At 42.7% G+C, this 25,716-nt stretch carries 15 protein-coding genes; 9 read left to right on the forward strand and 6 right to left on the reverse strand.

Going from position 1 to position 25,716, the window contains the following annotated elements; translation table 11 throughout:
• The first annotated feature begins 8 nt into the window (after positions 1-8).
• From D0T87_RS06665 to D0T87_RS06695, 7 genes are read left to right on the forward strand one after another with little or no spacing between them, the layout of a single operon-like run.
• Positions 9-3,035, forward strand: coding sequence for a TonB-dependent receptor (locus D0T87_RS06665; RefSeq protein WP_163174062.1), 3,027 nt, complete (start codon positions 9-11; stop codon positions 3,033-3,035).
• Positions 3,036-3,052: 17 nt separating this feature from the next.
• Entirely contained in the window at positions 3,053-4,933 is a 1,881-nt protein-coding gene (locus D0T87_RS06670; RefSeq protein ID WP_163174064.1) for a RagB/SusD family nutrient uptake outer membrane protein, read from the forward strand.
• A 15-nt stretch (positions 4,934-4,948) separates the two neighbouring features.
• Positions 4,949-6,958 (forward strand): family 10 glycosylhydrolase, encoded by a 2,010-nt coding sequence (locus D0T87_RS06675; protein WP_163174066.1) that lies wholly within the window; start codon positions 4,949-4,951, stop codon positions 6,956-6,958.
• A gap of 21 nt (positions 6,959-6,979) precedes the next feature.
• Entirely contained in the window at positions 6,980-8,782 is a 1,803-nt protein-coding gene (locus D0T87_RS06680) for a hypothetical protein (RefSeq protein WP_163174068.1), read from the forward strand.
• A 7-nt stretch (positions 8,783-8,789) separates the two neighbouring features.
• On the forward strand, positions 8,790-9,671 hold the full coding sequence (locus D0T87_RS06685; protein WP_163174070.1) for a hypothetical protein: 882 nt from the start codon (positions 8,790-8,792) through the stop codon (positions 9,669-9,671).
• 6 nt (positions 9,672-9,677) lie between these two features.
• Positions 9,678-11,081 carry a DUF5009 domain-containing protein gene (locus tag D0T87_RS06690; protein WP_163174072.1) on the forward strand — a complete coding sequence of 468 codons (1,404 nt, stop codon included), beginning with the start codon at positions 9,678-9,680 and terminating at the stop codon, positions 11,079-11,081.
• 20 nt (positions 11,082-11,101) lie between these two features.
• The gene (locus tag D0T87_RS06695) at positions 11,102-12,331 is read left to right on the forward strand and encodes a glycoside hydrolase family 10 protein (RefSeq protein WP_239063522.1); all 1,230 of its coding nucleotides are present in this window, start codon (positions 11,102-11,104) and stop codon (positions 12,329-12,331) included.
• 27 nt (positions 12,332-12,358) lie between these two features.
• Here the strand turns inward: D0T87_RS06695 and D0T87_RS06700 are convergent, their stop codons facing one another.
• Together D0T87_RS06700 and dnaG are read right to left on the reverse strand one after the other, a co-directional pair.
• A complete protein-coding gene (locus D0T87_RS06700) occupies positions 12,359-13,564 on the reverse strand; it encodes an ROK family transcriptional regulator (RefSeq protein ID WP_163174074.1) in 1,206 nt (401 codons plus the stop codon).
• 750 nt (positions 13,565-14,314) lie between these two features.
• Positions 14,315-16,291, reverse strand: coding sequence for a DNA primase (gene dnaG / locus D0T87_RS06705; protein ID WP_163174076.1), 1,977 nt, complete (start codon positions 16,289-16,291; stop codon positions 14,315-14,317).
• 356 nt (positions 16,292-16,647) lie between these two features.
• Here dnaG and D0T87_RS06710 point away from each other — a divergent pair, with 356 nt between their 5' ends.
• The gene (locus D0T87_RS06710; protein WP_163174078.1) at positions 16,648-18,810 is read left to right on the forward strand and encodes a hypothetical protein; all 2,163 of its coding nucleotides are present in this window, start codon (positions 16,648-16,650) and stop codon (positions 18,808-18,810) included.
• Positions 18,807-21,626 (forward strand): ATP-binding protein, encoded by a 2,820-nt coding sequence (locus D0T87_RS06715; protein WP_163174080.1) that lies wholly within the window; start codon positions 18,807-18,809, stop codon positions 21,624-21,626. Before D0T87_RS06710 ends, D0T87_RS06715 begins: the two co-directional genes overlap by 4 nt.
• Positions 21,627-21,737: 111 nt before the next feature.
• On the opposite strand, the gene D0T87_RS06720 is transcribed toward D0T87_RS06715, so the two are convergent.
• The 4 genes from D0T87_RS06720 to D0T87_RS06735 form a co-directional block, all read right to left on the reverse strand.
• On the reverse strand, positions 21,738-22,511 hold the full coding sequence (locus D0T87_RS06720) for a prephenate dehydrogenase/arogenate dehydrogenase family protein (protein ID WP_163174082.1): 774 nt from the start codon (positions 22,509-22,511) through the stop codon (positions 21,738-21,740).
• 5 nt (positions 22,512-22,516) lie between these two features.
• Entirely contained in the window at positions 22,517-23,578 is a 1,062-nt protein-coding gene (locus D0T87_RS06725; protein WP_163174084.1) for a bifunctional 3-deoxy-7-phosphoheptulonate synthase/chorismate mutase type II, read from the reverse strand.
• 62 nt (positions 23,579-23,640) lie between these two features.
• Positions 23,641-24,825: a pyridoxal phosphate-dependent aminotransferase gene (locus tag D0T87_RS06730; RefSeq protein WP_163174086.1), complete on the reverse strand. Its 1,185-nt coding sequence runs from the start codon at positions 24,823-24,825 to the stop codon at positions 23,641-23,643.
• Complete coding sequence (locus tag D0T87_RS06735; RefSeq protein WP_163174088.1) at positions 24,800-25,642, reverse strand: prephenate dehydratase; 843 nt, start codon at positions 25,640-25,642, stop codon at positions 24,800-24,802. Before D0T87_RS06735 ends, D0T87_RS06730 begins: the two co-directional genes overlap by 26 nt.
• Positions 25,643-25,716: the final 74 nt, after the last annotated feature.

The raw sequence follows: 25,716 nt of genomic DNA on the forward strand, positions 1-25,716 counted from the left end.
ATTGCATTATGAGAAAACTCCTATTTTCGATTTTCTTATTAAGCTCTGTATGTTTATACGCACAGAACTTTACTTTAAGAGGGGTAGTATCAGACGATTCTGATGTATTACCCGGTGTAAGTATATCTGTAGAAGGTACAACTCAGGGTACAATCACAGATGTAGACGGAAAATTTTCGATCTCAGTGAAAAAAGGCGATAAACTTGTATTCTCTTACGTGGGATATCGCAAGGAAATAATTACGGTAACTAACCAAAACGTACTGGATGTTCAACTAAAAACGGATGCTGTGTTGCTAGATGAAGCAGTAGTCGTAGGATATGGTGTGCAAAAGAAAGCTACATTGACAGGGGCGGTATCATCCGTAAATTCTGAAACCATTGCTAAAAGAAATGTTGCTTCTTTATCTACAGCTTTGCAAGGAGCTATGCCAGGGGTTACTATCCAGCAAACATCCGGACAGCCGGGAGCAGACGGATCTGAAATCCGCGTTCGCGGTATTGGCTCCATCAATTCCAATTCCGACCCGTTGGTATTGGTAGATGGTATCGAAATGGATATTAATCAGGTAGATGCCAACACGGTAGAAAGTATTTCGGTATTGAAAGATGCGGCATCTGCTTCGATATACGGTTCCCGTGCAGCTAATGGGGTTATCCTGATTACCACCAAGAGAGGTAAAGAAGGAAAAGTGGCCACAAGCTATAGCGGATATCTTACATTGCAAAAACCAACTAATATGCCGGAACCGGTTGCTGCATGGCAGTATTTGCAAGCAGAACTCAATTCCTGGGATAATGCCGGTCTGAATATTACAGATACGCAACGTCAACAACAACTCAAGATGATTGAGGAGCAACGTAAATATGGTCCGGACAATTGGGATCGCTATGACACAAATTGGAAGAAAGAAACTATTGAAGACTATGCATTGATGAACAGTCACAATGTAACAATAAGTGGCGGTAATGAAAATATCAAGTTCTTCGGTTCAGGTTCTTATCTATATCAAGATGGATTGATTAAGAATGATAACTTTGATCGTACTAACCTTCGTTTGAATGTTGATGCTAAAGTACTACCATGGGCCAGAGTAGGGATTGAAAGTAATATGCGCCAATCCAATCAGCTCAATCCGGGTATGAGTACTCCTAAGTCAATCATCAATACAGCCCTTTATATGTTACCCACCATTTCTGCTGCCAAAGAACTGGATGGAAACTGGGGATATGGAAAGAATGGCTTGAACCCTACAGCTATAGCCGAAGATAGTGGAGAGAAAAAGGTAAGAATATCAGAAGCTCTTGTAAATGGGACATTAACTTTAACTCCATTAAAGGGTATGGAAATCATTGGCCAATACTCAAGAAGGCAAGTGAGTACACGCACCAGAACATTGACTACTCCATACACTACTTCTTTGAAAGGGCAGGTTATGGGTGTTTATCCTTCGCAAGACGGCTTAACTGAAAAATGGGAAGAAACAATCCGTAATTATTATCGTGCACAAGCCTCGTATGAAAGAACATTCGGTGACCATTATGCAAAGTTATTAGGTGGTTTCCAGGCAGAAGATAGTGAATATAATGGCTTCTACGGAGCTAAGAAAGATTTCGAACTGGATAGATATTACCTTGATAATGGCGACGGTTCTACCGCAACATCGGGTGGTAGTGCCAATGCCTGGTCTATGATGTCATGGTATGCCCGTTTAAACTATAACTACAAACAGCGTTATTTGTTGGAATTGAATGGACGCTACGATGGATCTTCCCGTTTTACGAAAGATAATCGCTGGGGATTCTTCCCTTCAGCTTCGGCAGGTTGGGTGCTTTCGGAAGAAAGTTTCATGTCGGGAACCCGCTCTATGATCGACATGCTGAAACTAAGAACTTCATACGGGTTGTTAGGTAATCAGAACATAGGTAATTATCCGTATACGGCTGTTGTATCTACCGGATATGGATATTATTTAGGAGATGATAAGGGACTGGTGCCCGGTGTAGCCCAGACTGCATTGTCTAATTCCGATATCACATGGGAAAAGTCCAAACAATTCGACGTCGGTATAGATTTAGTGATGTGGAATGGATTATTAGGACTGACAGCAGATTACTACATTAAGGATGTATACGATATGTTGATGAAGTTCCCCTTACCTTATTATGCAGGTATGCAACCCGCATACTCCAATGCAGGGGATATGACGAATAAAGGTTGGGAAATCTCAATCAGCCATCGTAATAAAATCAAAGATTTCTCTTATAGTGCAACATTCACTATAAATGATAATCGCAATAAAATAACGAACCTGAATGGTCAGAACTCGCAGGACAAAAAGCAAGTTGAAGGCTATCCTAATAATGGTATATGGGGTTATCTTACTGATGGCTACTTTACCGATTGGGATGATGTGGCCAACTCGCCGCAATTATCAGGTTCTTCTTCCAGACCGGGTTACATTAAATACAAGAAAGTTCATACCGGAGAGGGAGTCGATCCGATGTTAATTGATAGCAGAGATCAGGTTTATCTGGGCGATCCATTCCCACATTATGAGTATGGTTTGACATTGAATGCCGATTGGAAAGGTTTTGACTTAACCGTATTCTTCCAAGGTGTAGGTAAGCGTTCTACATTCATGAATGGTGTTGGATTGAAACCGTTTGCAAATGGTGCCAACTTGTTTAAGCACCAATTAGATTCATGGACGGAAGACAATCCGAATGCGGCTTATCCTATTCTTGTACCCGAAGCTAATGCAGCAAATAATTATGTACAATCGGATAAATGGGTTAGAGATGCTTCCTATTGCCGTCTGAAAAATGTCGTACTAGGCTATACTTTACCAAAGCATATTACTAAAAAAATGCAGATTGGAAGTTTGCGGGTTTATGTCAGTGGACAGAATCTGTTTACCATCAGCGACTTCTATAAAGGTTATGATCCCGAAGTTAAATATGGTGGAAATGTGGGAGGAGAATTTTATCCTATTATGCAAACATTCACTTTCGGATTAGATTTGAAGTTTTAATTGAAAAAGGAAGAGTTATGAAAAAGACCATAAAAAATATAAGTTTCAAGTTCCTGGCCGGAGTTATGGTATTGGCGCTGGGAACCGGATGCAGTGATTATCTGGATAAAGAACCGATGAGCGACTATCTGTCTTCTGACTTCTATAACAGTGAAGGAGCTATTGAGCAAGGAGCTAATGGTTGCTATCAGAGGTTAAAAATGGATCATAGCAACAGTAGTAGTAGCAATATTCCGTTGGCTATCCTTTGGGATATGTATACTCCATTTGGTATTGAACGTGCCGATAATAGTTCTGTAGGAGTGGGTAATGTTGACTTGCGTTCCAATTATACGAACGAATTTATCTGGGCCACACTGTTTACTTCCGTAGCTCGTTGCAATACCGTTCTTGATGGTGCGGCACCATACTACAATAAACTGAATGATAATGCTAAGAAATATTTAGCCGAAATTCAAGTATTGAGAGCTCATTTCTATATCCAGATGGTTTCCCTTTGGGGCGATTTGCCTTATTTTAAATCGGCTGTAACGCCCGAGCAATTGAAAAGCGTTCCACGTACACCTTGGAGTGAAATTGTTGATGACCTTATTCTTGATCTGGATGATGCTGCAAATGTATTGTCATGGAATGCCACTAAATGGGGTCGTATAGATAAGTCGGTAGCATTGGGGTTAAAAGCCCGAATAGCCTTGTACGCCGGTTCGTGGAGTAAATTCGGACACGGAAGAGACGCTGTAAAGAACGAAGCAAAGGCAACTGTTTATTTCCAGCAAGCGGCTGATGCTGCGTGGAAGATAATCAATGAAAGCGGCCGTGATCTGGCGCCTAACTTTGGCGATTTATTCACACGGGCAGGTCAGCTGAAGGCTGATGTAAAGAAGGAAACCATGTTATTTATGATGTTCTCCGACTTTGGCGATAAGAGTTCGCATTACATGTCTCTTGGTGAGCAATGCCGTATGATCGGTCAGAGTGGTCGTTTTCCTACGCAACAGTTGGTAGATACGTACGAAATGAAAAACGGTAAACGTATTGATGAACCGGGTTCAGGATATAATCCGGCTAAGCCTTTCATCTCTCGCGACCCTCGCTTGAAAGAAACGGTCTATACGCATCAGGATACCATCATCGGTAATACCGGAGCTAACAAAATGAAGTTCCTGATGGAGTTGTACAAACCTACTGTCAAGTCGTGGGATGAAGAAGGAAATGAAAAAATGCTTGATAATAAAGATTATTCCGGTGCAGTTGCGGCATATGGTTATGTACAAAGTGGTGTGGGATTTGCATGGAAAAAGTACAATCATTACGATGACGAGAGTTCTGCCGTACCAACCTACAATATTCACCTGATGCGTTTTGCCGAAATATTGCTTATTTATGCCGAAGCAAAAATCGAGCTGAACGAGATAGACGCTACCGTAGTAGGTGCTATCGACCGCGTTAGAGCACGTGTAAATATGCCTGGCATATTGCAGGTAGACCCAACCCGCGAGGGTAATCAGGCAAAAATGCGTCAGATTGTTCGTCGCGAACGTAAAGTGGAGCTGATAAAAGAGTCGTTGGTTTTCTTTGATATGCGTCGTTGGAGAACAGGTGAGATTCAGAATGCAGAACCTACCTATGGTTATCCGTTGCCGCAGGGAGTAAATCCTTCGGCAGGTATATATCCCGACGGATATGAACAAGCTACTCCCGATATGGTGCCCACTTATGGAGAAGCCGGTTCGGAAAGAGACTTGAACGATATTGCGCTCTATGCTGCATTTGCCGATAAACTAAGAAAGCGTGATGTGAGCAGAAGCTGGAATAATATATTCTATGTATGGCCTATTCCTCAGACTGAAAGGAATAAAGCTCCATGGTTGGAGCAAAATCCGGGGTATGGTGAATAATATATTTAGCAAACCATGATGAAAAGGGTAATTTTCTATATCATACTTCTCATCCCGTGCTGTTTGTCGGCACAGGTTAAAATAACCATTGAAGCACCTAGTGCAGATCCTACTTTAATTGTGCGCGGGCCTGAGAAGATGATTGACAATATAAATAATGCAGCATGGACAAAGGCAGATAATGCCTTGTTCCTGTTCGCTTCTTCCTACGGTGAACGTGTTGTTTCCGATAAGTCTACGTATACTGCCATCCAGGTAGATAAAGATATGAAGGTGACGGCCATCATCAATGGAGAAGTCAGTCCTAAGGAACGGCCTGCTTTCAAAGATAAATTAAACTTGCTCATACCTGCGGGAGGTTTTGTACTGGTAGCATCCGACAATAGTTATGCTTCCGGCGGATTCAAGAAGTTTGTTGCCGAGAGCTTCCGTACGGGAGATGTTGTTAAGTTGAGAATCAATGGAGAGGTCAGTTCGTTGGAGCGTGTGCTTTCGGCCAATAGCCAGGCCATGCAATCGGGTATTGAACTTTACGATGATTTCCTGGTCACAACCATTGGTAATAAGCAGACGGTAAGTGGTAGAATCACCAACTACAATAAAAAAAGTACCTATAAGCTACAAGCCGTTGCCGGGAATAATACGTTTACTTTAAAGCATAATGGCAAAGGTGAGTTTTCGTCTAAGCTGATACTGTCATCAGGAACCAATTATTTCGATATCCGGCTTTGGGTAGATGGTCGGGAAGTAGCAACTCAGCCTCTGATTGTTTATTCTAAAGAGCCAAATGCACAAAGTAGCGAACTGGTGATGTGGGTAGAGCAATTCCCGAATGCCAAGGTGTTGACCTCCGATGAGGCCGTAGCCGATATGATGGGCAAGATTAAAAAAGCAGGGTTTACATCTATTGGGCTTGATGTCAAAGGTCCCGAGGGATATGTGTCTTATCGCAAAAACGACCTGTCGGGAACCCCTTACTTCACGACAACTAAGAATCCGAATAAGATGATGGCCGACAATGGCCTGGACTTGTTGGAGTCTGTCATCCGTGAAGCACATCAAATCGGGTTGAAAGTATATGCCAGCTTCAACTTCTTTACGGAGGGCAATATTACGGTGAATGATTATGCTATCCTCAGGCAACACAAAGACTGGGAAGAGATCGTGCAACGCCCGGAAGATAAAGGGAAACTGCTTAAGATTACCGACAGTACGCGTGGCAAAGAAGCCGCTCAGGGAAAGCTTCTTGCCTTGGCTTTTGTTAATCCTTCAAACATAGAAGTACAGGATTTCCAGTTGTTACGTGTGGAAGAAGTGTTGAAGAACTACGACATAGATGGCATCGTGCTCGACCGCTGTCGTTATGACAATCTCTATGCCGACTTTAGCCACGTCACCCGCAATGCTTTTGAAGAGTATCTGGCCGAAGAAAACAAAACGCTGGACAACTTTCCGACAGATGCTTTTCGAATCGACAAAAGCGGCGCCCTTGTTAAAGGTAAATATTATAAAGAATGGATCACTTTTCGCTCGGGAACCATCGCCCGTTTCACAGACCGGATTCGTGCATTGGTCAACACCTATAAAGAAAAGAAGAATCCCGGCTTGAAAATGGCTGCCTACGTTGGATCGTGGTACGAGGTGTATTACCAGAATGGGGTGAATTGGGCTAGCGATAACTTTACATACGACCATCGGTTGGGTTTTCCCGAAAGCGAAATCTATGGAGAAGCCTACAACCGGACCAGCTATTTAAAGAATATCGATTTCTTGATGATCGGTACGTACTATAAAACGGCAAAGGAAGTGAATCGTTACATCACATTGGGTAACATCCTGACCAATGGGCAAGTACCCATACTTGGTTCGATGAGTTTACCCGATCTGAAAGTCGAAGAACAGGGAGAAGTGTTTAAAGCTTCGATCGAAAACTCTTCCGGCCTTATGATATTTGATTACTGTTATGTAGACTGGGCTACTTTCATGGAACAAATGAAGATAGCGCTATCTCCTAAAAAGAAATAACAAACTAATACTAAGCAAAATATGAAAAAAATAATAACATGGATGAGCGGAATGATCGGCGTACTCGCTTTGTTTTCGCTGCTGGCAGTCTCTTGTTCGGACGACGATGATAAGGGACGTGAGTTTGAAGATGTAAGAATTGTTGGAGTCAAAATAGACAATGAACTATTTACTACCGAACACGTTTCGGGAGAGACTCAAGTCGTTATACCGGCAGGAAGAGACTTGACCAGTGTAAAGTTGCAGGTGCTCGTTGCCAATGGGTCGTTAATAGATTTCGTGAATGAAACGGAATACGATTGCCGTAAACCCATGACCCTTAAGCTTAAGGGGTATAATGGAAAGAACATAGAAACTACGTTGCGCATTCAGTCGCCACCTAAACTGACATTCTTCGTTATCGAAGGACTATCAGTGCCAACGAGCGATATTCATGCAAGTGCATCCTCTTTGATCGTGCAGGTTCCTGAGGATACCGATTTAAATGCTCTTAAAGTAACAATGGAGTTTACCAACGGTACGCTCGTCGATTTCGAGAATGGCAGAGAATTGGATTACACGCTTCCAAGAAGCTTTAAAGTAAAAGGTGTAGATGATGAAACAATTTATCCTTATGAGTTTATCATTACCACCGAAGTTGTAGGGCCGGCCTTTGTCAGGTCAATGACTATAAACGGAATAGAAACCGACTCTGTTATAGCCAATGGCGCGGTGTTGACTCCTTATATTCCTGCATTGCTTGACTTTACTTCTGTGGATGTAGAGTTGCAGGTGGGTTATGGAAATAAAATAGATGCTGATTTCACAGGTAAGGGTCTGAACCTGATGACGGGTGCCAATAAGGTTAAAGTGACCGGAAGCAACGGGGTGGATACCGAGTTTACCATTAGCGTACCTCAGTTGTCATTGGCGCCACTGTTTGCTATGACTTATGGCGATTTGGGCTTTGCTGCCAATGATTTGTCTGCGGTTGGTTTCAGTGGTTCTTACGTTCTGGCGGCTAACTATAGTGCCGGAAATAAATTGCCGGTGAAGTTTGATCTTACGGGCAAGAACCTTGGGCAGATGGATATTACCGGAGTTGATGCTACCGGATATGGTATCCGTAAGTTTGCAACCGATGATAAAGGAGCTGTATTGGTACTTTCATTAGGAATGTCGGCAGGCGACCAGTGGGTGTATAAGTATGACAATGCCGATGGAACCGGTAGCAAGTATCTTAATTTCTCTAAAGCCAATCTGGGAACAGCCGGTAATCCGCGTGCTGCGGGGATTAGCATTGCAGGTTCGTTGGATGCGGATGCTATCATCACCATACCGTTGGCTCAAAGCACAGACATCTTTGTTTGGAAGGTTACGGGTGGTACACTGAACCCAACGCCACAGAAATATGCATTCCCATACACCGGAACAAGTTATTACTGGAGCGTACAACCCATGCCGATCGGAACCAAAGGTTTCACCGGATTTGCAACTACCAATAACGCTGCATTCCCCAACGGGCTGATTTGTTTCGACGAAACCATGGCCGAAACCCAGAAACAAACCGGTATGGTAGTTACAGACGGAAAGGTTATAAAACATAAGAACCGCTTATACATGGCTTATACGGCACATGCCAACAATAAAGGTTTAATGCGGATTTGTGATGTAACCGATGGCACACTCGATTCTTATAAGAATCCGATATTCGATCAAACGATGGCGATTTCTGCTGCAAATGCAAATGCAACAGTAGATGCCGACCTGGCCCTGATCGGTGGTAAATTGCATGCTGTCTTTGCTTGTACAAATGTCGGATTGCATGTGTATTGTTTAGAATAGAATGATTATGAATAAGAATATTCTTCATTTCCTGCTTTTACCCTTTCTTGTATTTGCTTGTTCAAGCAGCAATGACGATGATGGTGGTGGCAAGGAGCCCGAAGACCCGATCAATACATTCTTTGTTGACGAGGTAAAACCTCAAACAAGTATCAAGTGCTTCGATGGGGCCTACTATCGTAAAGTTGTATCGAGCAAAGACAAATGGCTTGGTATGGGCGGTACGGTTATCCTGCCCCAGATCACTTTTGATGAGAATCGCAAGAATCCCAACAAACCAGGACAATATCTGGACAACCCATCCGTTTATATGGGTGGGAATATGGGTGGACAAGAAACCGATATCGGTTTAACCTGGGAAGTGGTGCGCGAGCCAAACGGGAGTGTTTCTGCCGAGCGTAAGGCTTTCCGGCCTTTTATGCGCCGCACAAGCCACGTCAGTGGAGAAGCATCCAATTATGCCAACGCTCCTGCCGAGGACCGCTACTACTGGTATCCGGGCGATAAAGTAACCATCTCCCTGCAAATCGTAAACGACTACAAACTTAAGTTTGTTGTAGAGGGCGAAGGTAAGAAGTTCGAAACCGAATATGATTGTGCCGGCTACAAGAAAGGAAATGTCGGAGAGTTTAAGCGCGTAAATGCCATTGACCAGGTATCCAATGAAGGAAAGCCCGCCCAAACTACGGGTACTAAAGTGGAAAACAGTAAATGGGAAGAAACATATCTTTTCAGGCTCTACAAAGACGAAGTGGTAAAAGTGCCGGTTCATAGTGGGCGGTTTACCGATATGCGCTGCCCCGATGTGAAATACTTCAGGATTGCGGCAAGTGATGATGAAAAGAAGAAAGGCTGTGAGACTATTAACATTAGTGGAAACGGATATTAAAATCGTATGAACAACAGGGCTTTTTCATTAGACGCATTGCGAGGATATGCCATTATTACCATGATCCTGTCGGGTACAATTGCTTCGGGAGTATTGCCGGGGTGGATGTATCATGCACAACTTCCGCCCCCGGCGCACCAATTCGATCCGGGGGTGTATGGTATTACATGGGTCGACCTGGTATTTCCTTTCTTTCTATTCGCTATGGGTGCTGCTTTTCCTTTTTCAATAGGTAATAAATATGAGAAGGGCATATCTAAATGGAAACTCACCGGCGATAGTTTGTTGCGAGGCGTACGCCTGACGTTCTTTGCGATTTTTATCCAGCACATGTATCCGTGGGTGACATCGTCCCCACAGGATACAAGTGCCTGGTTGTTGGCTATATTTGCCTTTCTGCTTATGTTTCCCATGTTTATGCGTATACCGCTGGAAATGCGCAAGTGGCAACGAACTGCCATAGAACTGGCGGCTTATGCTGTTGGAATCTTCCTGCTGCTTACCGTTTCGTATGCCAAAGACCGCACATTCAGTTTGTCGTTCAGTAACATTATTATCCTTGTACTGGCCAATATGGCTATCTTCGGATCAGTGGCCTATATTTTGACGATTGGTAATAAATGGGCGCGCATCGGCATTCTGCCTTTTGTAATGGCTGTGTTCCTGGGAAGTAATACCGAGGGGTCGTGGATAAAAGAGGTGATGGACTTTTCTCCCGTTCCGTGGATGTATAAGTTTTATTACCTGAAATATCTTTTCATTGTAATTCCCGGTAGTATAGCCGGTGGGTATCTGAAGGAATGGCTGGGTAAGAAAACAGATGCCCCGGTTCAACGGGACGAAAAACGAAGGTTGCCTTTTATCTTGTTGCTGTCGGTGGGCATCATTGTATTCAATTTGTACGGGCTGTACATGCGGTACCTGGTGTTGAATCTTATAGGTACCATACTCTTGTTGGCCTGCTTGTATTATCTGCTTTGGAAAACCGAAGGGAATAATGCTGCATACTGGCGGAAACTGTTCACGGCCGGGACTTACCTGCTTATGCTTGGGCTCTTTTTCGAGGCTTACGAAGGAGGTATCCGTAAGGATCACTCTACGTATAGCTATTATTTCGTGACATCCGGACTGGCTTTTATGGCTTTGATTGCTTTCTCCATTATGTGCGATGTATACCGCTGGAAGGCGTTGACTACTCCTTTGCAAATGGCCGGACAGAATCCGATGATTGCTTATGTGGCGCCTCAGTTGTTGGTAATGCCGATCCTCAATCTTACCGGACTGGCTGCGTATCTTAATCTGTTGTCCGAAAACGCCTGGCTGGGATTCCTGCGAGGGGTTATCGTAACTACATTGGCTGTATTGGTGGCTATGGGATTCACAAAAATCAAATGGTTCTGGCGAACCTGATCAAATATTTAATTAAGATAATGAACAAACTATTTACTACTTTTCTGTTTCGGAGCTTCCCCCTTATCCTTCTGGCAGTGTTTATGTCGTCCTGTCAACGCGATAAAAGCTCCGCAAACACACCCGAAGAAACGCTCGAAACGGGTATACGGGGCGTGTGGGTACCGGCACCCCGGTTCACCGATGTGCTTCATACGTATGATAATGTGAAGGACTTTGTTAAGGTGTTGGACGATCTGAATATGAATGCCCTTTTCCTGGTGTCCTATGCAGGTACTGAAACCATCTTCAAAAGTGATGTCCTGACGAAGTATTCTACCTATCAGTCTTCATCCGAGGGGTATATGCTCCGTGCATATATGCAGAATTACCAGAGTGCCACCAACGATCCTGTCCGTGATTTGCTTGACGAAGCGCATAAGCGGGGTATCAAGGTTTTCTTCTGGTTCGAATACGGATTCATGGGCGAGGGTAAACCGATACCCGCCACCAATCCTTTGTTGGCAAAGAATCCAACTTGGTTGGGGATGGGGAATGATAAGTTGCCGGCCAATTATAACCATAGCGATTATTATTACAATGCTTACAATCCGGCTGTGCAGCAGTTTTTGCTCGAGTTGGTGGAAGAGGCTATTACGCTGTATCCCGATGTGGATGGCATACAGGGCGATGACAGAATGCCGGCCATGCCTCGCAATTCGGGTTATGACGACTATACGGTGGCGCTCTACAAAGAGCAACATGGCGGACAAGCACCTCCTGCCGACTGTAACGACGCTGCTTGGGTGCGCTGGCGTTTGGACTTGCTGAACGATTTCGCACGCCGGTTGCACCAGCGTGTAAAAGCCAAAGGTCCCGATGTTATGGTGAGCTTTGCCCCCAATCCTTACCCGTGGTGCGAGGAGAAGTTGATGCAGGAATGGCCGCAATGGTGTAAAGAGGGGCTTTGCGATGTACTGGCTGTGCAATGTTATCGCTATTCGGGCGAAGCCTATCGCTCTACAGTGACAGAGGTTTTGAAATACATCAAATCGAGCAACCCGAAACAGGTTTTTGCACCCGGCATGATACTGATGGAAGGGGGCAACGCAAAAATGACGCCCGAACTGCTCAAAGAGCAGCTCGAAATAAACCGGCAACTGGGGGTGAATAGCGAAATCTATTTCTACAATAAAGCCATAACCGATCCGGAGTTGCAACGGGTGTGGAAGGAAATGTATCAGCAAAAGCTCGCATTTCCTATGCCTTAAAGAGGCTGGGCGGGTAGGAGAGGAGCGTTACGCTTCAAACATCCGGCTCCTGGCCAGCATGCAAGCGCCCACAATTCCTGCCCGGTCTTTCAGTTTGGAAGTCATAATGACGGAGTCTTTATTGACTAAATTCAACGAATACTTCCGAACGGCAGAACGAATGGGTTGAGTGAGGTAATCATCGGTGAGTGACAATGTTCCGCCTATGATTACCAACTCGGGGTTAAACAGATTGATCAGTCCGGCGATTTGTTTGCCCAGTTTCAGCCCGATTTCTTCGACAATTTCGATGCAGAGCATATCTTCTTTAATCACGGAGGCGATGATCTCGTCCAGCGTTATTTGTTTGCCGGCAAGTACTTCTTCGGACAGAATGGACCTTTCTCCGCCTTGTATCCGTTCCAGTAAGATGCGGTACAGGGCCGTTCCGGAGGCCTCTGTTTCGAGGCAGCCTTTCTTGCCGCAATGGCAAATGATCTCGTTGTCGAATGCATTGACGTGCCCGAACTCGCCCGAGAAACCGGACTTGCCGGTATACACCTTGCCGTCGATGATGATTCCAATGCCCAGTCCCCAGCTCACGTTGACAAAGATGACGTTCTTTTCTCCTTTTACGCAACCCTGTATGTACTCGCCATAGGTCATGGCTCTGGTGTCGTTGTCTATGCTCAGCCTGTACCCAAGTTTCTCGCTCAGGATGTCGGCAAGCGGACGTTCTTCAAAATTGAACTGGCTGAAACTGTAGCCCGACTCCGGATTGACACGGCCCGAAACGTTGACATTAATATTCAGGATTTTCTCTTTGCTGATGGGTAGCTCTGCTATAAAACTGCTCACGATGTGGCAAAGCTCGTCCATACCTTTGACGGAGTTTTCCAATTTATAAGGTATGTTCATTTTCAATTCTACCATATCGCCTTTGAAGTTGATGAGGCCGATGTTTACAGCAAACTTCTTAATATCTACACCAATGAAATAGCCCGACTCGGGATTTAGCCCATACAGATTGGGATGCCGTCCGCCACTGGTTTCCAGCTTGCCATAATCGTTCAGGTAGCCGTCCTCGCACATTTCGCCAATAAATTTGGTTACGGTAGGAACGCTCAGATCTAGCTCTTTAGATAAATCGGTAATGGTAGAACTTCCATTATATATATAATGTGTAATAATTCTCTTCTTAACCAAGGCATTCTTGGAACCTATTTCTATTTCTTTCAAAAAATGTCTGTTCATCTTGCAATATATTAATAACACATACAAATATACTTAATTTTTTTATTAAACAAGCACCTATTAGTATATGGATGGGTGATACGAGCGTAGAGTTTTGATGTAAATACAACCTCATCGCGGATGGGTGAAATGTCAAAGTGACATTTTGCAAATGAAGGTCTGCTGTATTGTCTTCTTTGTACCGCTCATCAGAAGGGGTGGGATTTATTGTAAACTGAATGATTGGGTGATGGTTAAAATGATGTGATATTTGATTCTTTTCAGTTGTTTGGATACAATAAAGGTTGTAGTGCTATTAAAACGATTACCGATGTGTGTTTTCTGCATAATTAAGATAATTGTTTGATTGCATTCTATCCGGATGATTTAGCAAAAATGTACGCCCAGAAAGTAGTTTGCTTGCAGATGAAACAAGTGTTCTAGCTAGATTCCATAAGAATTCAGTCTGAATTCCATAAGAATCCAGTCCGAGTTCTATAAGACTTCAGACTGAATTCTTATGGAATCCGGACCGGATTCTTATGGAATTCGCATCAAAAACAATAGGAATTGAGGGAAAGGACAGATAAATATGGCAGATTCAACGGCTTTTTCTCTCCAGATTACCTAAAATAAAAAACATACGAGTAAGTAAAAAACTGGAAATAGAAACAAAACGAAAGAGTGGCTGGTGCTTTTAGATCATATTGATTATTCGGTAGGATGCTCAAGACAGTTTTATTTTCCCGATATGTTTAATCGGTAATAATCTTATTTAAGAATTATACGATCCCCTTCTTTCTTTACCAGTATCTGGAGTGCTTCGTGTAGTTCCTTATAGCGAAGCATGATCGATTTGCATTGTTCCGGGTCATTCATAATGCTTGGGTCTTGTAGCTTACGTGCTATATGAACAAGTTCTTCCCTAATAATTGCACTTTTAAAATTCGTAATAAACATCGGGACGAATTCATGTAACCGTTCCTCATCGGCGGTAACCTTCTGACTTTTAGAATGATACTTGCTAAGCTCATACCTGTTGCTGGCAAGTTCGGCAGCCAGCCTTCCAATCTCAATATCGGGATGCTTAATAAAATATTGCTGCGCAATAAAATTCTCCCTATGGATATTTTCTATAGCTTCGGCAAGAATAATCTGATGTATAGGGTTGTGGAACGATAAATTGTCGTCCTTTAATTCACTATTGATATATTCAGTTACAGTGATTTTAGTTTCATTCCCATTCTCGTCCGGAACACTGAAAATGGTCTTTTCCCCATACCTTATTATAGTCTGAATGATTTGCAGCTCAAACTGATAGAACTCTTGTCCTTCTCTTCCCGCCTGTGGAATGAACGTTTTATAAGGTTCGGGTGCCGCAGATGTTGTATTTTGTTCTTCCGGCTCGGAGGCTCTTTCTGGCTTGTTCCCCTTCTCTAAAAGTTTTTCCCTTTGCTTGGCTATTTCTGTAATGAGAAGCTTTTGCTCCAGGTGTAGCAGCTGCTCGCACTCTTTGGCGTAGACATCTCTCACAATAGCCTCCGGTATGATAGCTATACTTTTTACCAGATCATTGATCAATTCGGCCCGCTTCATAGGGTCTTTACTGCTTTCTTTTAATAGCAGATTCGTTTTGAACCGGATAAAGTCCACTTCATGCGCGCTGATATACGCCTGAAAATCAGTAGCATTGTGCTTACGTGCAAATGAATCCGGGTCGTCTCCATCGGGCAATAGCACCACCTTGATATTCATTCCCTCCTCCAGCAACATATCAATACCTCTGATGGAAGCATTAATACCCGCCATATCCCCGTCATATATCACAGTGATATTATTGGTGAAACGATGTATGAGACGTATCTGTCCCGGAGTAAGCGATGTACCCGAGGATGAAACCACATTCTCCACTCCCGACTGATGCATCGAGATTACGTCAGTATAACCTTCAACCAAAAAACACCGGTCTTGTTTTACAATCGCCTGTTTTGCAAAATAAATCCCGTAAAGCTCATTACTCTTGTGATATATCTCCGATTCGGGCGAATTGACGTATTTGGCAAGTTTCTTATTTTCCGTGCTAAGTATACGGCCGCCGAAAGCAACCACCTTTCCCGATAATGTATGAACCGGAAAGAGCACACGCCCGCGGAACCGGTCGACCACCTTATTATCGTCCGTTTCGTAGCAAAGCCCTGTCTTAACAAGAAATTCCTTTTTATATCCTTTCCTGAGAGCCTCCTGCGATAAGGCATCACGCTCCTCAATGCTATATCCCAGTTGAAACTTCTCTATAGTGTCGTCCCTGAATCCACGTTGCCTGAAATAAGCCATGCCGACACTTTTGCCTTCGATATGATTCTTTAGTATATTCTGAAAGTAATCGCGGGCAAACTGGTTGACAACAAACATACTCTCGCGCGTATTCTGCGCCTGCTTTTCCTCGCTCGTGAGTTCTCTTTCCTTAAATTCAATATTGTACTTCCTGGCCAGATATTTTAATGCCTCATAATAAGAGAGTTGCTCATGTTCCATAATGAAATGAACCGCATTCCCCCCTTTTCCACAACTGAAGCATTTACATACCCCTTTAGATGGAGAAACACTGAACGAGGGAGTCTTTTCATTATGGAAAGGGCATAAACCTGTATAGTTTACTCCTCTTCTGCGAAGGGTTACAAACTCGGATACCACATCTACAATTTGAGCGGCATCCAATATTCTTTCTACTGTAGCTTGATCTATCATTAAACTTATCCGGGTGCAAATGTTGAACCTGAGTAATCTTACTCCTCATTCAAAGGGAATACAAATGTACGTGATATTTCTTGGATAATCAAATGAGAGAATTCTATAGATAACTTGTATATTTTATAATTTGGATTGAAAACTTGTATATTCTGATCTGTTAGAATTGCTACTTAATTCTCGGACTAGAACTTAATAACTCGTTTTAGAGCGTTAATAAGCGTTATTTCTATTAAAATAACCTTGGTTTTCGATAGATAATACAACTAAATTTAATTTAATGGATAAAATATACAACTTTTCTTTTGGCAATTCAACTTTATGTTTTAATTTTGCAGAGAATATTAGAGAAAACAATGCAACGAATATTGGTTATCATTCTATTGGCCGTGTCCTCTTTATACTGCATTAAGTTATATGCGCAAGAGGTGGATTCCCTGAAAAAGCGGAAGAATGATTATATTCTCATACTTAACTCTCATACCTACGACGATAACTGGGGTACCACTCTTTCTAAGCAAATCCGCCATGAAATAGAAAAGCAAGACCCAAATGTTATGGTCAATATCAGTTATGCCGGAATAACTAACCGTACTTCTTTTCTTTCCGGTCGTTTTGGCATGCAGGCAGCTTTTGCAAATGGACGTATCGAAAAGAACACCTCTATTCCTACTGTTTTAGTGTTGATTGGCGATGAAAGCTGGATGTATTATCGTATCATGAATTTGCGTGGCATATGGGAAAAAGTTCCGGTTCTGCTTGTAGGCGTTAAGCCTGAGATTATGAGCGATTTCTCAAAATTTCAGCCATCAAGGGTTGTTCAGGACAGTTTAATGATATCGCTAGAAAGCTCCAGGAAGAATCTTCCCGTAACGGCAATCATAGACCAGGATAATGAAGCATATACCGTTTGGCTGATGAAGCAGCTTTTGCCCGATCTAAACCAAGTCGTATTTCTGTCTTCAAGTAGTTATCAAGACGAATATGCACATAATATGTTGAAAAAATCAATGGCAGTGCAGTATTCTGAAATGAATCTGAGGGTCATTCATACTGATGAAAAGAAATCCAGCGATTTGCATGCAGAACTCTCAAGTTTGCCCGAAGATGCAGCCATTCTGTTAGGAGCAGGAAAAGTACCTGAAGGACTGGACCGGCCAATATTTCAATTAAATGATCGGAAACTGAGTGGCGATGTTGTAGGAGGATACTATCCATTGCAGGAAACATACGCCATTGAAGCGGCTGATATTGCTTTACGCATTCATCATGGCGAACATCCCGACTCTATACCTTTTTCTTATATCGGTGGCGAAGTTCCTTATCTGAATAAAACGGCCTTAGGACATTTCGGTTTAAAGAGAGAAGCTTCTAAAGTAGCAGATGTGGTGTATACGAATATCTCAGATCCTTTTGTGGAAAAGTATATGCGGGCTATCCTTCTGCTATCGTTAGCGGGTGTTATTCTGATCATCATTTTCTTGTTGAACCTGCGCGAAAAACGTTATCGGAAATCTATCGTAAGTTCGATGGGAAAATATAAAAAGATTTATGATGAGTATCAGATCGTTTATGAGAATATGCCTATGGGCTTGGTTTTCTTTGATCGGAATGGTGACTTATTGAACCGGAATCAAAGTTCAAATCTCTTTTTTGATAAAGTATCTTCAGATGAACTTGTAGATTTTAATCTTTTCCAGACTACATTGATTGATGACCAATCTAAAAATAGAATAAGAAAGAAATTGCTTGTTAATAAAGTGTTTGAATTTGAAGATCGTAGCTTGCGAATCATTTTCAGGCATATACTGGACGAGGAAAGTGATAGCGAAAATATCCTGATGATTGTATTGGACTATACCAGCATACAAAAAGAGAAAGTTGCGAAAGAGAGAATATACAGCATCTTTAATTTTGCTATGGATGCTTCTTCTTTGGGAGTTGCGGAATATAATGTAATGGACAATAGCCGGTTTGCTACAGATGCCTGGTATAAGAATCTTTGCATAAATAAAGGAATGGGACATTCGAATGTTTACCGTTCTGTAGTAGAAGAGGATCGTCAGAAGATAGAGTATTTCCTTAAACATATAGGAGAAGACGGTGAAGTTTATTTTGCAGATACAATCCGTGTTAAGGATGGAAATAAAATACATTGGTTGCAATACGTCATTCAGTTGTTAGAGTACGGTCCTGATGAAGGGCGAATCATTGTGGCTGAACTGGCATTAAATGTTGATAAACAGAAATATAACGAACAAGAGTTGGACAAGGCTTTGCAGGCTGCAAAAGAGTCCGACCGCTTAAAGAATGCATTTATTGCAAATATGAGTAGCGATATACGTCCCGCTTTAGATGAGCTTGTTGTTCTCTCAAACCGTTTGATTGAGACGGATAATGAGGAGGAAAAAGAATCATTGATGGTTCGTATAGAACAGAATAATGATATGTTGTTGAAGTATGTGGAACGTATCATAGAATTGTCAAGAACAGGTGCAACTAAACAAACAGGGTTATGAAACGACAGATCGTACTCCTATATCTTCTATTAATTGCAGTTTTACCTATCTGTGCTCAAACGGTTCAGGTAGATACGACTCATGTTTCTGCACCTAAAGTCTTAATTATCAGTTCTTATCAGGTAGATACAGATTGGAGCGAGAAGATAATTAATGAGATCGTGGCTAAACTGGAACGCCAGTTTCCGGATATTCATGTTTTTGTTGGACACATGAATTTGAACACCTATACATTACCGGCTAATCCGCTATATACTCTGAGAGCGACTTTGTGGTCTTATGCAGACTCTGATCCAACCACTATTACCGCCGAGGATGGACGTGTCAATTCATTATTTGCTTCAAGTAAACGTCCGGATGTATTGGTCTTTGTGGGTGATGACGGGTTCTTGTTTTACCAGAATTACGGGCCATGGCTGGGACCGTGGAAAGATGTTCCTATTGTGCTTTGTAGCGTAACCGATGAAATAATTAATACCGAGTGGTTATCTGGTAATACTTATAATTTTAATTCTTTAATACCCATTGAAGAACGCAGAAATGTTGAGACTTTTGTTAGTGATAGGAGTTTTGGGAACATTGATGCTGGACTTGAATCCAAAAGACATGAGGTCCTTCCAGGATATTTGGTTAAGACCGACTATAACCTGACCGGTGTTAAGAATTCATTGCCCATTCGTGAAAATCTGGACTTGATCCACCATTTGATGCCAAACCTGGAAGAGATTGTATGGGTTGACAATGACTTTTATTCAGCAGCCTATGCTCAATGGTTACTGAAGGGAGAACTCTCTACGAAATACCCGAATGTGAAATTTAGTGAGATCAGGCAGAACCGATTCAACACAGACTCTATATATAACGAGTTGCTAACTCCCAAATCCAATAGAATATACTTGACTTACTCGTGGGATGTGGATGGGACATTTAGTAGGCAAACTGATGAGCAGATTCATACTTTATTTACGAATTATGCTAGTGTTCCTTTGTTTTCACTAACCCGGCGTGCTTTATCCAACCCTTATTGGGTAGGTGGTTATTACAGGCCATATGCGGAATTTGCAGATAAGTCTGTGAAGCAAATATCCCGTGTATTGCATGGGGAGAATGCAAATGATATTCCTTTTGAGATTGTAAATAGCGGACAGACCACGCTCGATCAACCTCTTTTGAAGAAGTATGGATTGTGGAATGAGTTGAAATCATTGCCAGGTGTTGAGTTGGTAAATATACCTCCAACCTATTACGAGGAAAATGAAGAACTGATATTGGCTTCTGTAATTGTAGGCGCTATTATATTAGGATTGTTGGCCTATTGGATCAGTAGAAACCGGTATACCCGGAAAGTTCATAAGGAATACATGCGCTATCGGAAGTTATATAACAAACTTCACCTGATTTATGGGCATACTTCCACGGATTTGGCTTTATATGATAAAGAAGGGAAACTCATCTTTAGTATATCAAAAGGTCGGGAGCAAATCTTTGGTGGAGATAAAGGAGGAGTCTTTTCCGATAATTTATTCGAGAATTCGAATCTGAGTCACAAATTGAGAGAGCAATTACGGAATAATCAATCTATCAATAGTGAAGTGACGGTTTATGTAGAAGGAGAACTGTCATCTGTAGATTCCGAAAGAAAGGTTTACCAGTTAATGGTTAAACCATTGAGTGACGAGAATACCCAATCTGCCAAATATGTAGCAATTGCTATTAACCTTAATCAGATTATTCGTGAACGTGAAGAGCGTGAACGTTTTGAGAACCTGGTACGTTTTGCTTCGGATTCTTCTCAGATGGGGATTGCTTTCTATAGTCTTGAGACAGGAGAGGGAACGGCTACCAACTCTTGGTATAGCAACTTGAATGAACAAATTGCACCGGGATTATTGCCGACTTATGAACACGTCGTATCCGAAGATCGCAATGTACTGATCGGTTACCGGGAAAGAGTCCGGGCGGGTGAGATACTCCCTCCTTTAAATAAAGATATCCGTGTGCTAGATGAAAATGGCGAGGAACACTGGATTACGCAGCATATCTTCACGAATCACAGTGATCGTAAGATGCTGATTGAATTGAATCTGAATATTGATGAGCAAAAGAAAGCCGAAACAGTCTTGCTATCGGCAAAGGAAAAAGTAGAGCACTCTATTATTGAGACACAGAACTTCCTGGCTAATATCAATCATGAGATTCGTACTCCATTAAATAGTATTGTCGGTTTCTCGGCAATATTGGCTGCAAGTGAGAGCGAAGAAGAGAGAAAAGAGCATGTTTCTTTGATTCTGAAGAACAATAAACTGCTTACGATGCTTATTGACGATGTAATTGAGTTGTCAAGAATAGACTCGGGACAAACGACTTTCGGGTGGGAACCTGTCAAGGTGGATGATTTATTCAGAAAGGTGATGATGACAGGATATTCAGACCTGTATGACAAGCAACTGAATGTTGTACTGGATTTGGATAAAACCCACCCGATTGTCTATACGGATTCCGAAGCACTTTTCCGGTTGCTGAAGAATTTGTTCTCCAATGCGATCAAGTTTACACACGAGGGTAGTGTTACCTTGGGATATCGCATGAAACATGATTGCTATTATTTCTTCGTGAAGGATACCGGTTGTGGTATCGATATTAAAGATCAGAAACGTATATTTAAGCGTTTCGATAAACTGGATTCTTATGCTCAGGGAACCGGCCTAGGACTTGCTTTATGTAAGAGCATAGTAGAGCATCTGGATGGTAAGATTGGTGTGGATTCCGAATTAAGAGAAGGAAGCACATTCTGGTTTGAACTTCCTATTCAATAATCATATAGATTTTATTAACCGCATAGTTTCGCAGATTAACGCAGAGAAATACTAATATTAAAACTCTGCGTTAATCTGCGAAACTATGCGGTTAAAAAGAAGAACCTTATATTATTTTATATTCTCCCTGATCTTCGTCAGGTACTTCTTCATTCCTTCAGCATCTTTATTGCTGATGATCTCCAGAAGGTTTTTTAATTCCGTCCGGATATTCTCTACTTGTGAGGGTGTCCGCGGATTGAAGAGGATTTCCTGGAGAAGGTAATCATCCTCGCTTAACAGCCCTTTGGCTATGGCCATATGCTTTTTGAAGGTTGTTCCCGGTGCCTCCTGATGTTTCATAACAGCAGCGAACACGAATGTAGAGACAAAAGGGATAGATAGCGAATATGCCACAGTTTCGTCATGACCTTCAAAGCTGTATTCAAAAATATTTAGCTTTAAACTGTTATACAAATCTTTGAAAAAGACTTTTCCCAGATGGTCGCTTTCGCTGATTATAATGGCACTTTCCTGGCTAAGGTTGCTGAGGCTGGCAAATGTCGGACCAAACATCGGGTGTGAAGAAACGAACCGGAAACCGGATTCTTCATAGAATTTCTTCAATCCGTTCTTTACTGATGCGATATCGCTTAGGATACAATTTTGGGGTAGCGCAGGGAGCACTTGGCGGAAAGCATCAAGCGTATATTTTACAGTAACCGCATTGATAACCAGTTCCGGTTCAAATTCTTTGATCTCCTCCAATGTGGTGAAGCGATACGTATTATATACAAAGCGAAGCTGATGAGGGTTTACATCAAATACAGCCGTTTCGTGCTGAAAGCTTAGAATGTCGGTAAAGAAGGAGCCCATTTTCCCGGCCCCTAAAATTAATATACGCATCGGTCTTATTTATTAATGATTTCTATTTGCTGACGCACGCTTTCTTCGTGTATCGCTTCGAATACTTTCTTGATGAACTCAGGGTCCATATCACATTGTACGGCCTGTGCTGCATACTTATCTAATATTTCGTTGTAGCGTCCGGCCTGGAGTACTGTCATATTGTGCTCCTTTTTGTATGTACCGATTTCACGGGCAACGCGCATACGTTTTGCCAATTCCTGCATCAGATTATTGTCGCATTCGTCAATCTGTTTACGTAGCTCATTGAGATTCTCCGTGGTTTGTGTTTCCTTGCGGATAACCAATAGACTAAGAATGTAGTCCAGGACCTCGGGAGTGATTTGTTGCGAAGCATCGCTCCATGCAGCATCCGGATCGCAGTGGCTTTCTATGATGAGTCCGTCGAAGTTCAGGTCCATAGCTTGTTGTGATAGTGAGGCTACCAGTTCCCGTTTTCCACCAATGTGACTTGGGTCACAGAATATAGGAAGTTCGGGAATGCGGCGGCGAAGTTCAATCGGAATATGCCATTGGGGCAGGTTGCGGTATATCTTTTTATCGTAACTGCTGAACCCGCGGTGAATGGCTGCCAAGCGTTTTAGTCCCGCATTGTTGATACGCTCCAATGCTCCGATCCACAAATCAAGATCAGGATTAACGGGATTTTTAATCAGTACAGGTACGTCTACTCCTTTCAGGGCGTCTGCAATTTCCTGTACGGCAAATGGATTGGCTGTTGTACGTGCTCCGATCCAGAGTACATCAATTCCGGCTTTGAGTGCTTCGTATACGTGCATGGCAGTGGCAACTTCCGTTCCAACATACATGCCTGTTTCTTTTTTTACCTCTTTAAGCCATGCCAAACCTTCTACGCCTACTCCTTCGAAGCCTCCTGGTTTGGTACGTGGTTTCCAGATTCCTGCACGGAATATTTTAGTTCCTTTAGCAGCTAACTCTGTAGCTGTTTTCATTACCTGTTCTTTGGTTTCGGCACTGCATGGGCCTGCTATAACCATAGGTCTTTGGTCGCTTATGCCTGGTAGTAAGATTGATTCTAGTTCCATAATTGTAAGTTGCCTTGCGGCTTGTTTTATTGTTTTAATATTTAATATCTATACTCAATGCATTATTTCAGATTCTCCTGAACTCTTCTGAGCGCTTCTGCCAACTTATCTTCTTTGCAACAAAGGGATATGCGGATATATCGTGCTCCGTTACTTCCGAATATAAATCCGGGCGTAAGGAAAACCCGTGCCTGGTGAAGAACCTTCTCGGTTAGTTCTTCTACGTTTGCGCAAGACTCGGGTATTTTTCCCCAGAGGAACATACCCACTTGTTTTTCATCATATGTGCAATCTAGTGCTTTCATGATCTCTCCGGCTAGCTGGCGGCGTCCGCGATAGTTTTTGTTATTTCCTTCATACCATTCCGGTCCGGCTTCAAGAGCTTTGGCGGCGGCAAGTTGTGTAGCTTTGAATATTCCGCTTTCGATATTGCTTGCTACTTTCAAAATCCATCCGATAAACTCTGCATTGGAAGCCAACATCCCGATTCTCCATCCTGGCATATTGTGGCTTTTACTCATCGAGTTCAATTCAATGCAGCACTCTTTGGCACCGGGTACGGACAGTATACTTAACGGCTTGTTGTTTAGAATGAAACTGTATGGGTTGTCATTAACAACAACGATTCCTTTTTGTTTGGCGAATTCCACCAGTCGTTCATACAATTCGGGAGTCGCGTTGGCACCTGTGGGCATGTTGGGATAGTTCACCCACATCAGTTTCACCCGGCTCAGGTCCATTTGCTCCAGTTCATCGAAATCGGGCATCCATCCGTTTTCTTCTTTTAAGTTGTAGTTCACTACATCTGCTCCAAGAAGTTTGCTGAGCGAAGTATAGGTTGGGTATCCCGGATTGGGAACCAATACCTGATCGCCCGGATTGACGAATGCCAGCGTAATATGGAGAATTCCTTCTTTTGAACCGATTAACGGTTGTATTTCGTTAGCAGGGTTTAGGTCTACGTTATACCATGCTTTATACCAATTGGAGAGTCCATTGCGTAGTTCGGGAATACCGATGTGCAGCTGATATCCATGTCCATTAGGGTCCCAGGCACTGTCGCAAAGCGTTTGGATTACTTCATCGGCTGGTGGCATATCGGGGCTACCGATTCCCAGGCTGATTACATCTTTACCTTCCGCGTTCATCTGCGCTACTTCTTTTAGTTTCTTCGAGAAGTAGTATTCGCTCACCTCAGTCAACCTGTTGGCCGGGGCTATTTTATATACTTGATTTTCCTTCTGCATATTCGCCTAATGTTTTGAGTTCTTTGGTTAATGGGGTGATGGCTGTAATGGCCTGTTTGTATCTCAGGTAATCGTTGAACACCACATCTACGTAAAACAGGTATTCCCATTCCCGTCCGATGATGGGGAGTGATTGTATTTTGGTTAAATTGATGTTGTAGAATGAAAGAATGGATAATACCTGCGACAGGCTTCCTTCGGTGTGTGGTAACGAAAATACGATGTTGGCTTTGTCTATACTTTGGTTTTTCCGTACTTCGTTTGCCCGCCAGGAGTCCGATACAACCAGAAAACGGGTGAAGTTGTGTTTGTTTGTTTCTATGCCTTCCTGTAAGATTTTCATGCCGTAAAGTTCGGCTGCTGCTTTGGAACAGATGGCAGCGTGTCCTTTCAGGTTTTCTTTTTTGATGGTTTCTGCGCTGCGTGCCGTATCTTCGCCTTCTACTACTTTTATGTGCGGATGCTGATTCAGGAAGTCGCGGCATTGCATCAGGGCGATGGGGTGGGAGTTGACTTCTGTAATATCGTCCCAGTCTTCATTGGGCAGACAAACAAAGCAATGTGAGATGCGTAGCTTGTATTCTCCAATGATTTGCGTATTGCTTTGGCGCAATAGTTCGTTGTTCTGGAGCAGGCTTCCGGCAATTGTATTCTCGATGGCGAGCATACCGATCACATCTGCGTCGTTCTTCATTGTTTTGAAGATGTCTTCAAAACTCTTGCAGCAGATTAGTTCTATTTTCTCTTCGCCCGCATATCGGTGCGCTGCAATGTCGTGGTACGACCCTAATGTTCCCTGAATAGCGATTCTTTTCATCTTACTTGTTTGAATAAAAAAATCCCGCGTCCTTTCGGAGCGGGATTCTATGTTTATGATTGATTCTGATTTTA

This window comes from Bacteroides sp. 51 (assembly GCF_010500965.1).
Classification (GTDB): domain Bacteria; phylum Bacteroidota; class Bacteroidia; order Bacteroidales; family Bacteroidaceae; genus Bacteroides.

Excerpts from the sequence above, each read along its gene's own strand:
- dnaG (WP_163174076.1), bottom strand. The coding sequence starts at position 16,291 with ATGATAGATCAAGCTACAGTAGAAAGAATATTGGATGCCGCTCAAATT.
- D0T87_RS06735 (WP_163174088.1), bottom strand. The coding sequence starts at position 25,642 with ATGAAAAGAATCGCTATTCAGGGAACATTAGGGTCGTACCACGACATT.
- D0T87_RS06670 (WP_163174064.1), top strand. The coding sequence starts at position 3,053 with ATGAAAAAGACCATAAAAAATATAAGTTTCAAGTTCCTGGCCGGAGTT.
- D0T87_RS06675 (WP_163174066.1), top strand. The coding sequence starts at position 4,949 with ATGATGAAAAGGGTAATTTTCTATATCATACTTCTCATCCCGTGCTGT.
- D0T87_RS06695 (WP_239063522.1), top strand. The coding sequence starts at position 11,102 with ATGAACAAACTATTTACTACTTTTCTGTTTCGGAGCTTCCCCCTTATC.
- D0T87_RS06715 (WP_163174080.1), top strand. The coding sequence starts at position 18,807 with ATGAAACGACAGATCGTACTCCTATATCTTCTATTAATTGCAGTTTTA.
- D0T87_RS06720 (WP_163174082.1), bottom strand. The coding sequence starts at position 22,511 with ATGCGTATATTAATTTTAGGGGCCGGGAAAATGGGCTCCTTCTTTACC.
- D0T87_RS06700 (WP_163174074.1), bottom strand. The coding sequence starts at position 13,564 with ATGAACAGACATTTTTTGAAAGAAATAGAAATAGGTTCCAAGAATGCC.
- D0T87_RS06710 (WP_163174078.1), top strand. The coding sequence starts at position 16,648 with ATGCAACGAATATTGGTTATCATTCTATTGGCCGTGTCCTCTTTATAC.
- D0T87_RS06665 (WP_163174062.1), top strand. The coding sequence starts at position 9 with ATGAGAAAACTCCTATTTTCGATTTTCTTATTAAGCTCTGTATGTTTA.
- D0T87_RS06680 (WP_163174068.1), top strand. The coding sequence starts at position 6,980 with ATGAAAAAAATAATAACATGGATGAGCGGAATGATCGGCGTACTCGCT.
- D0T87_RS06690 (WP_163174072.1), top strand. The coding sequence starts at position 9,678 with ATGAACAACAGGGCTTTTTCATTAGACGCATTGCGAGGATATGCCATT.
- D0T87_RS06725 (WP_163174084.1), bottom strand. The coding sequence starts at position 23,578 with ATGGAACTAGAATCAATCTTACTACCAGGCATAAGCGACCAAAGACCT.
- D0T87_RS06730 (WP_163174086.1), bottom strand. The coding sequence starts at position 24,825 with ATGCAGAAGGAAAATCAAGTATATAAAATAGCCCCGGCCAACAGGTTG.
- D0T87_RS06685 (WP_163174070.1), top strand. The coding sequence starts at position 8,790 with ATGAATAAGAATATTCTTCATTTCCTGCTTTTACCCTTTCTTGTATTT.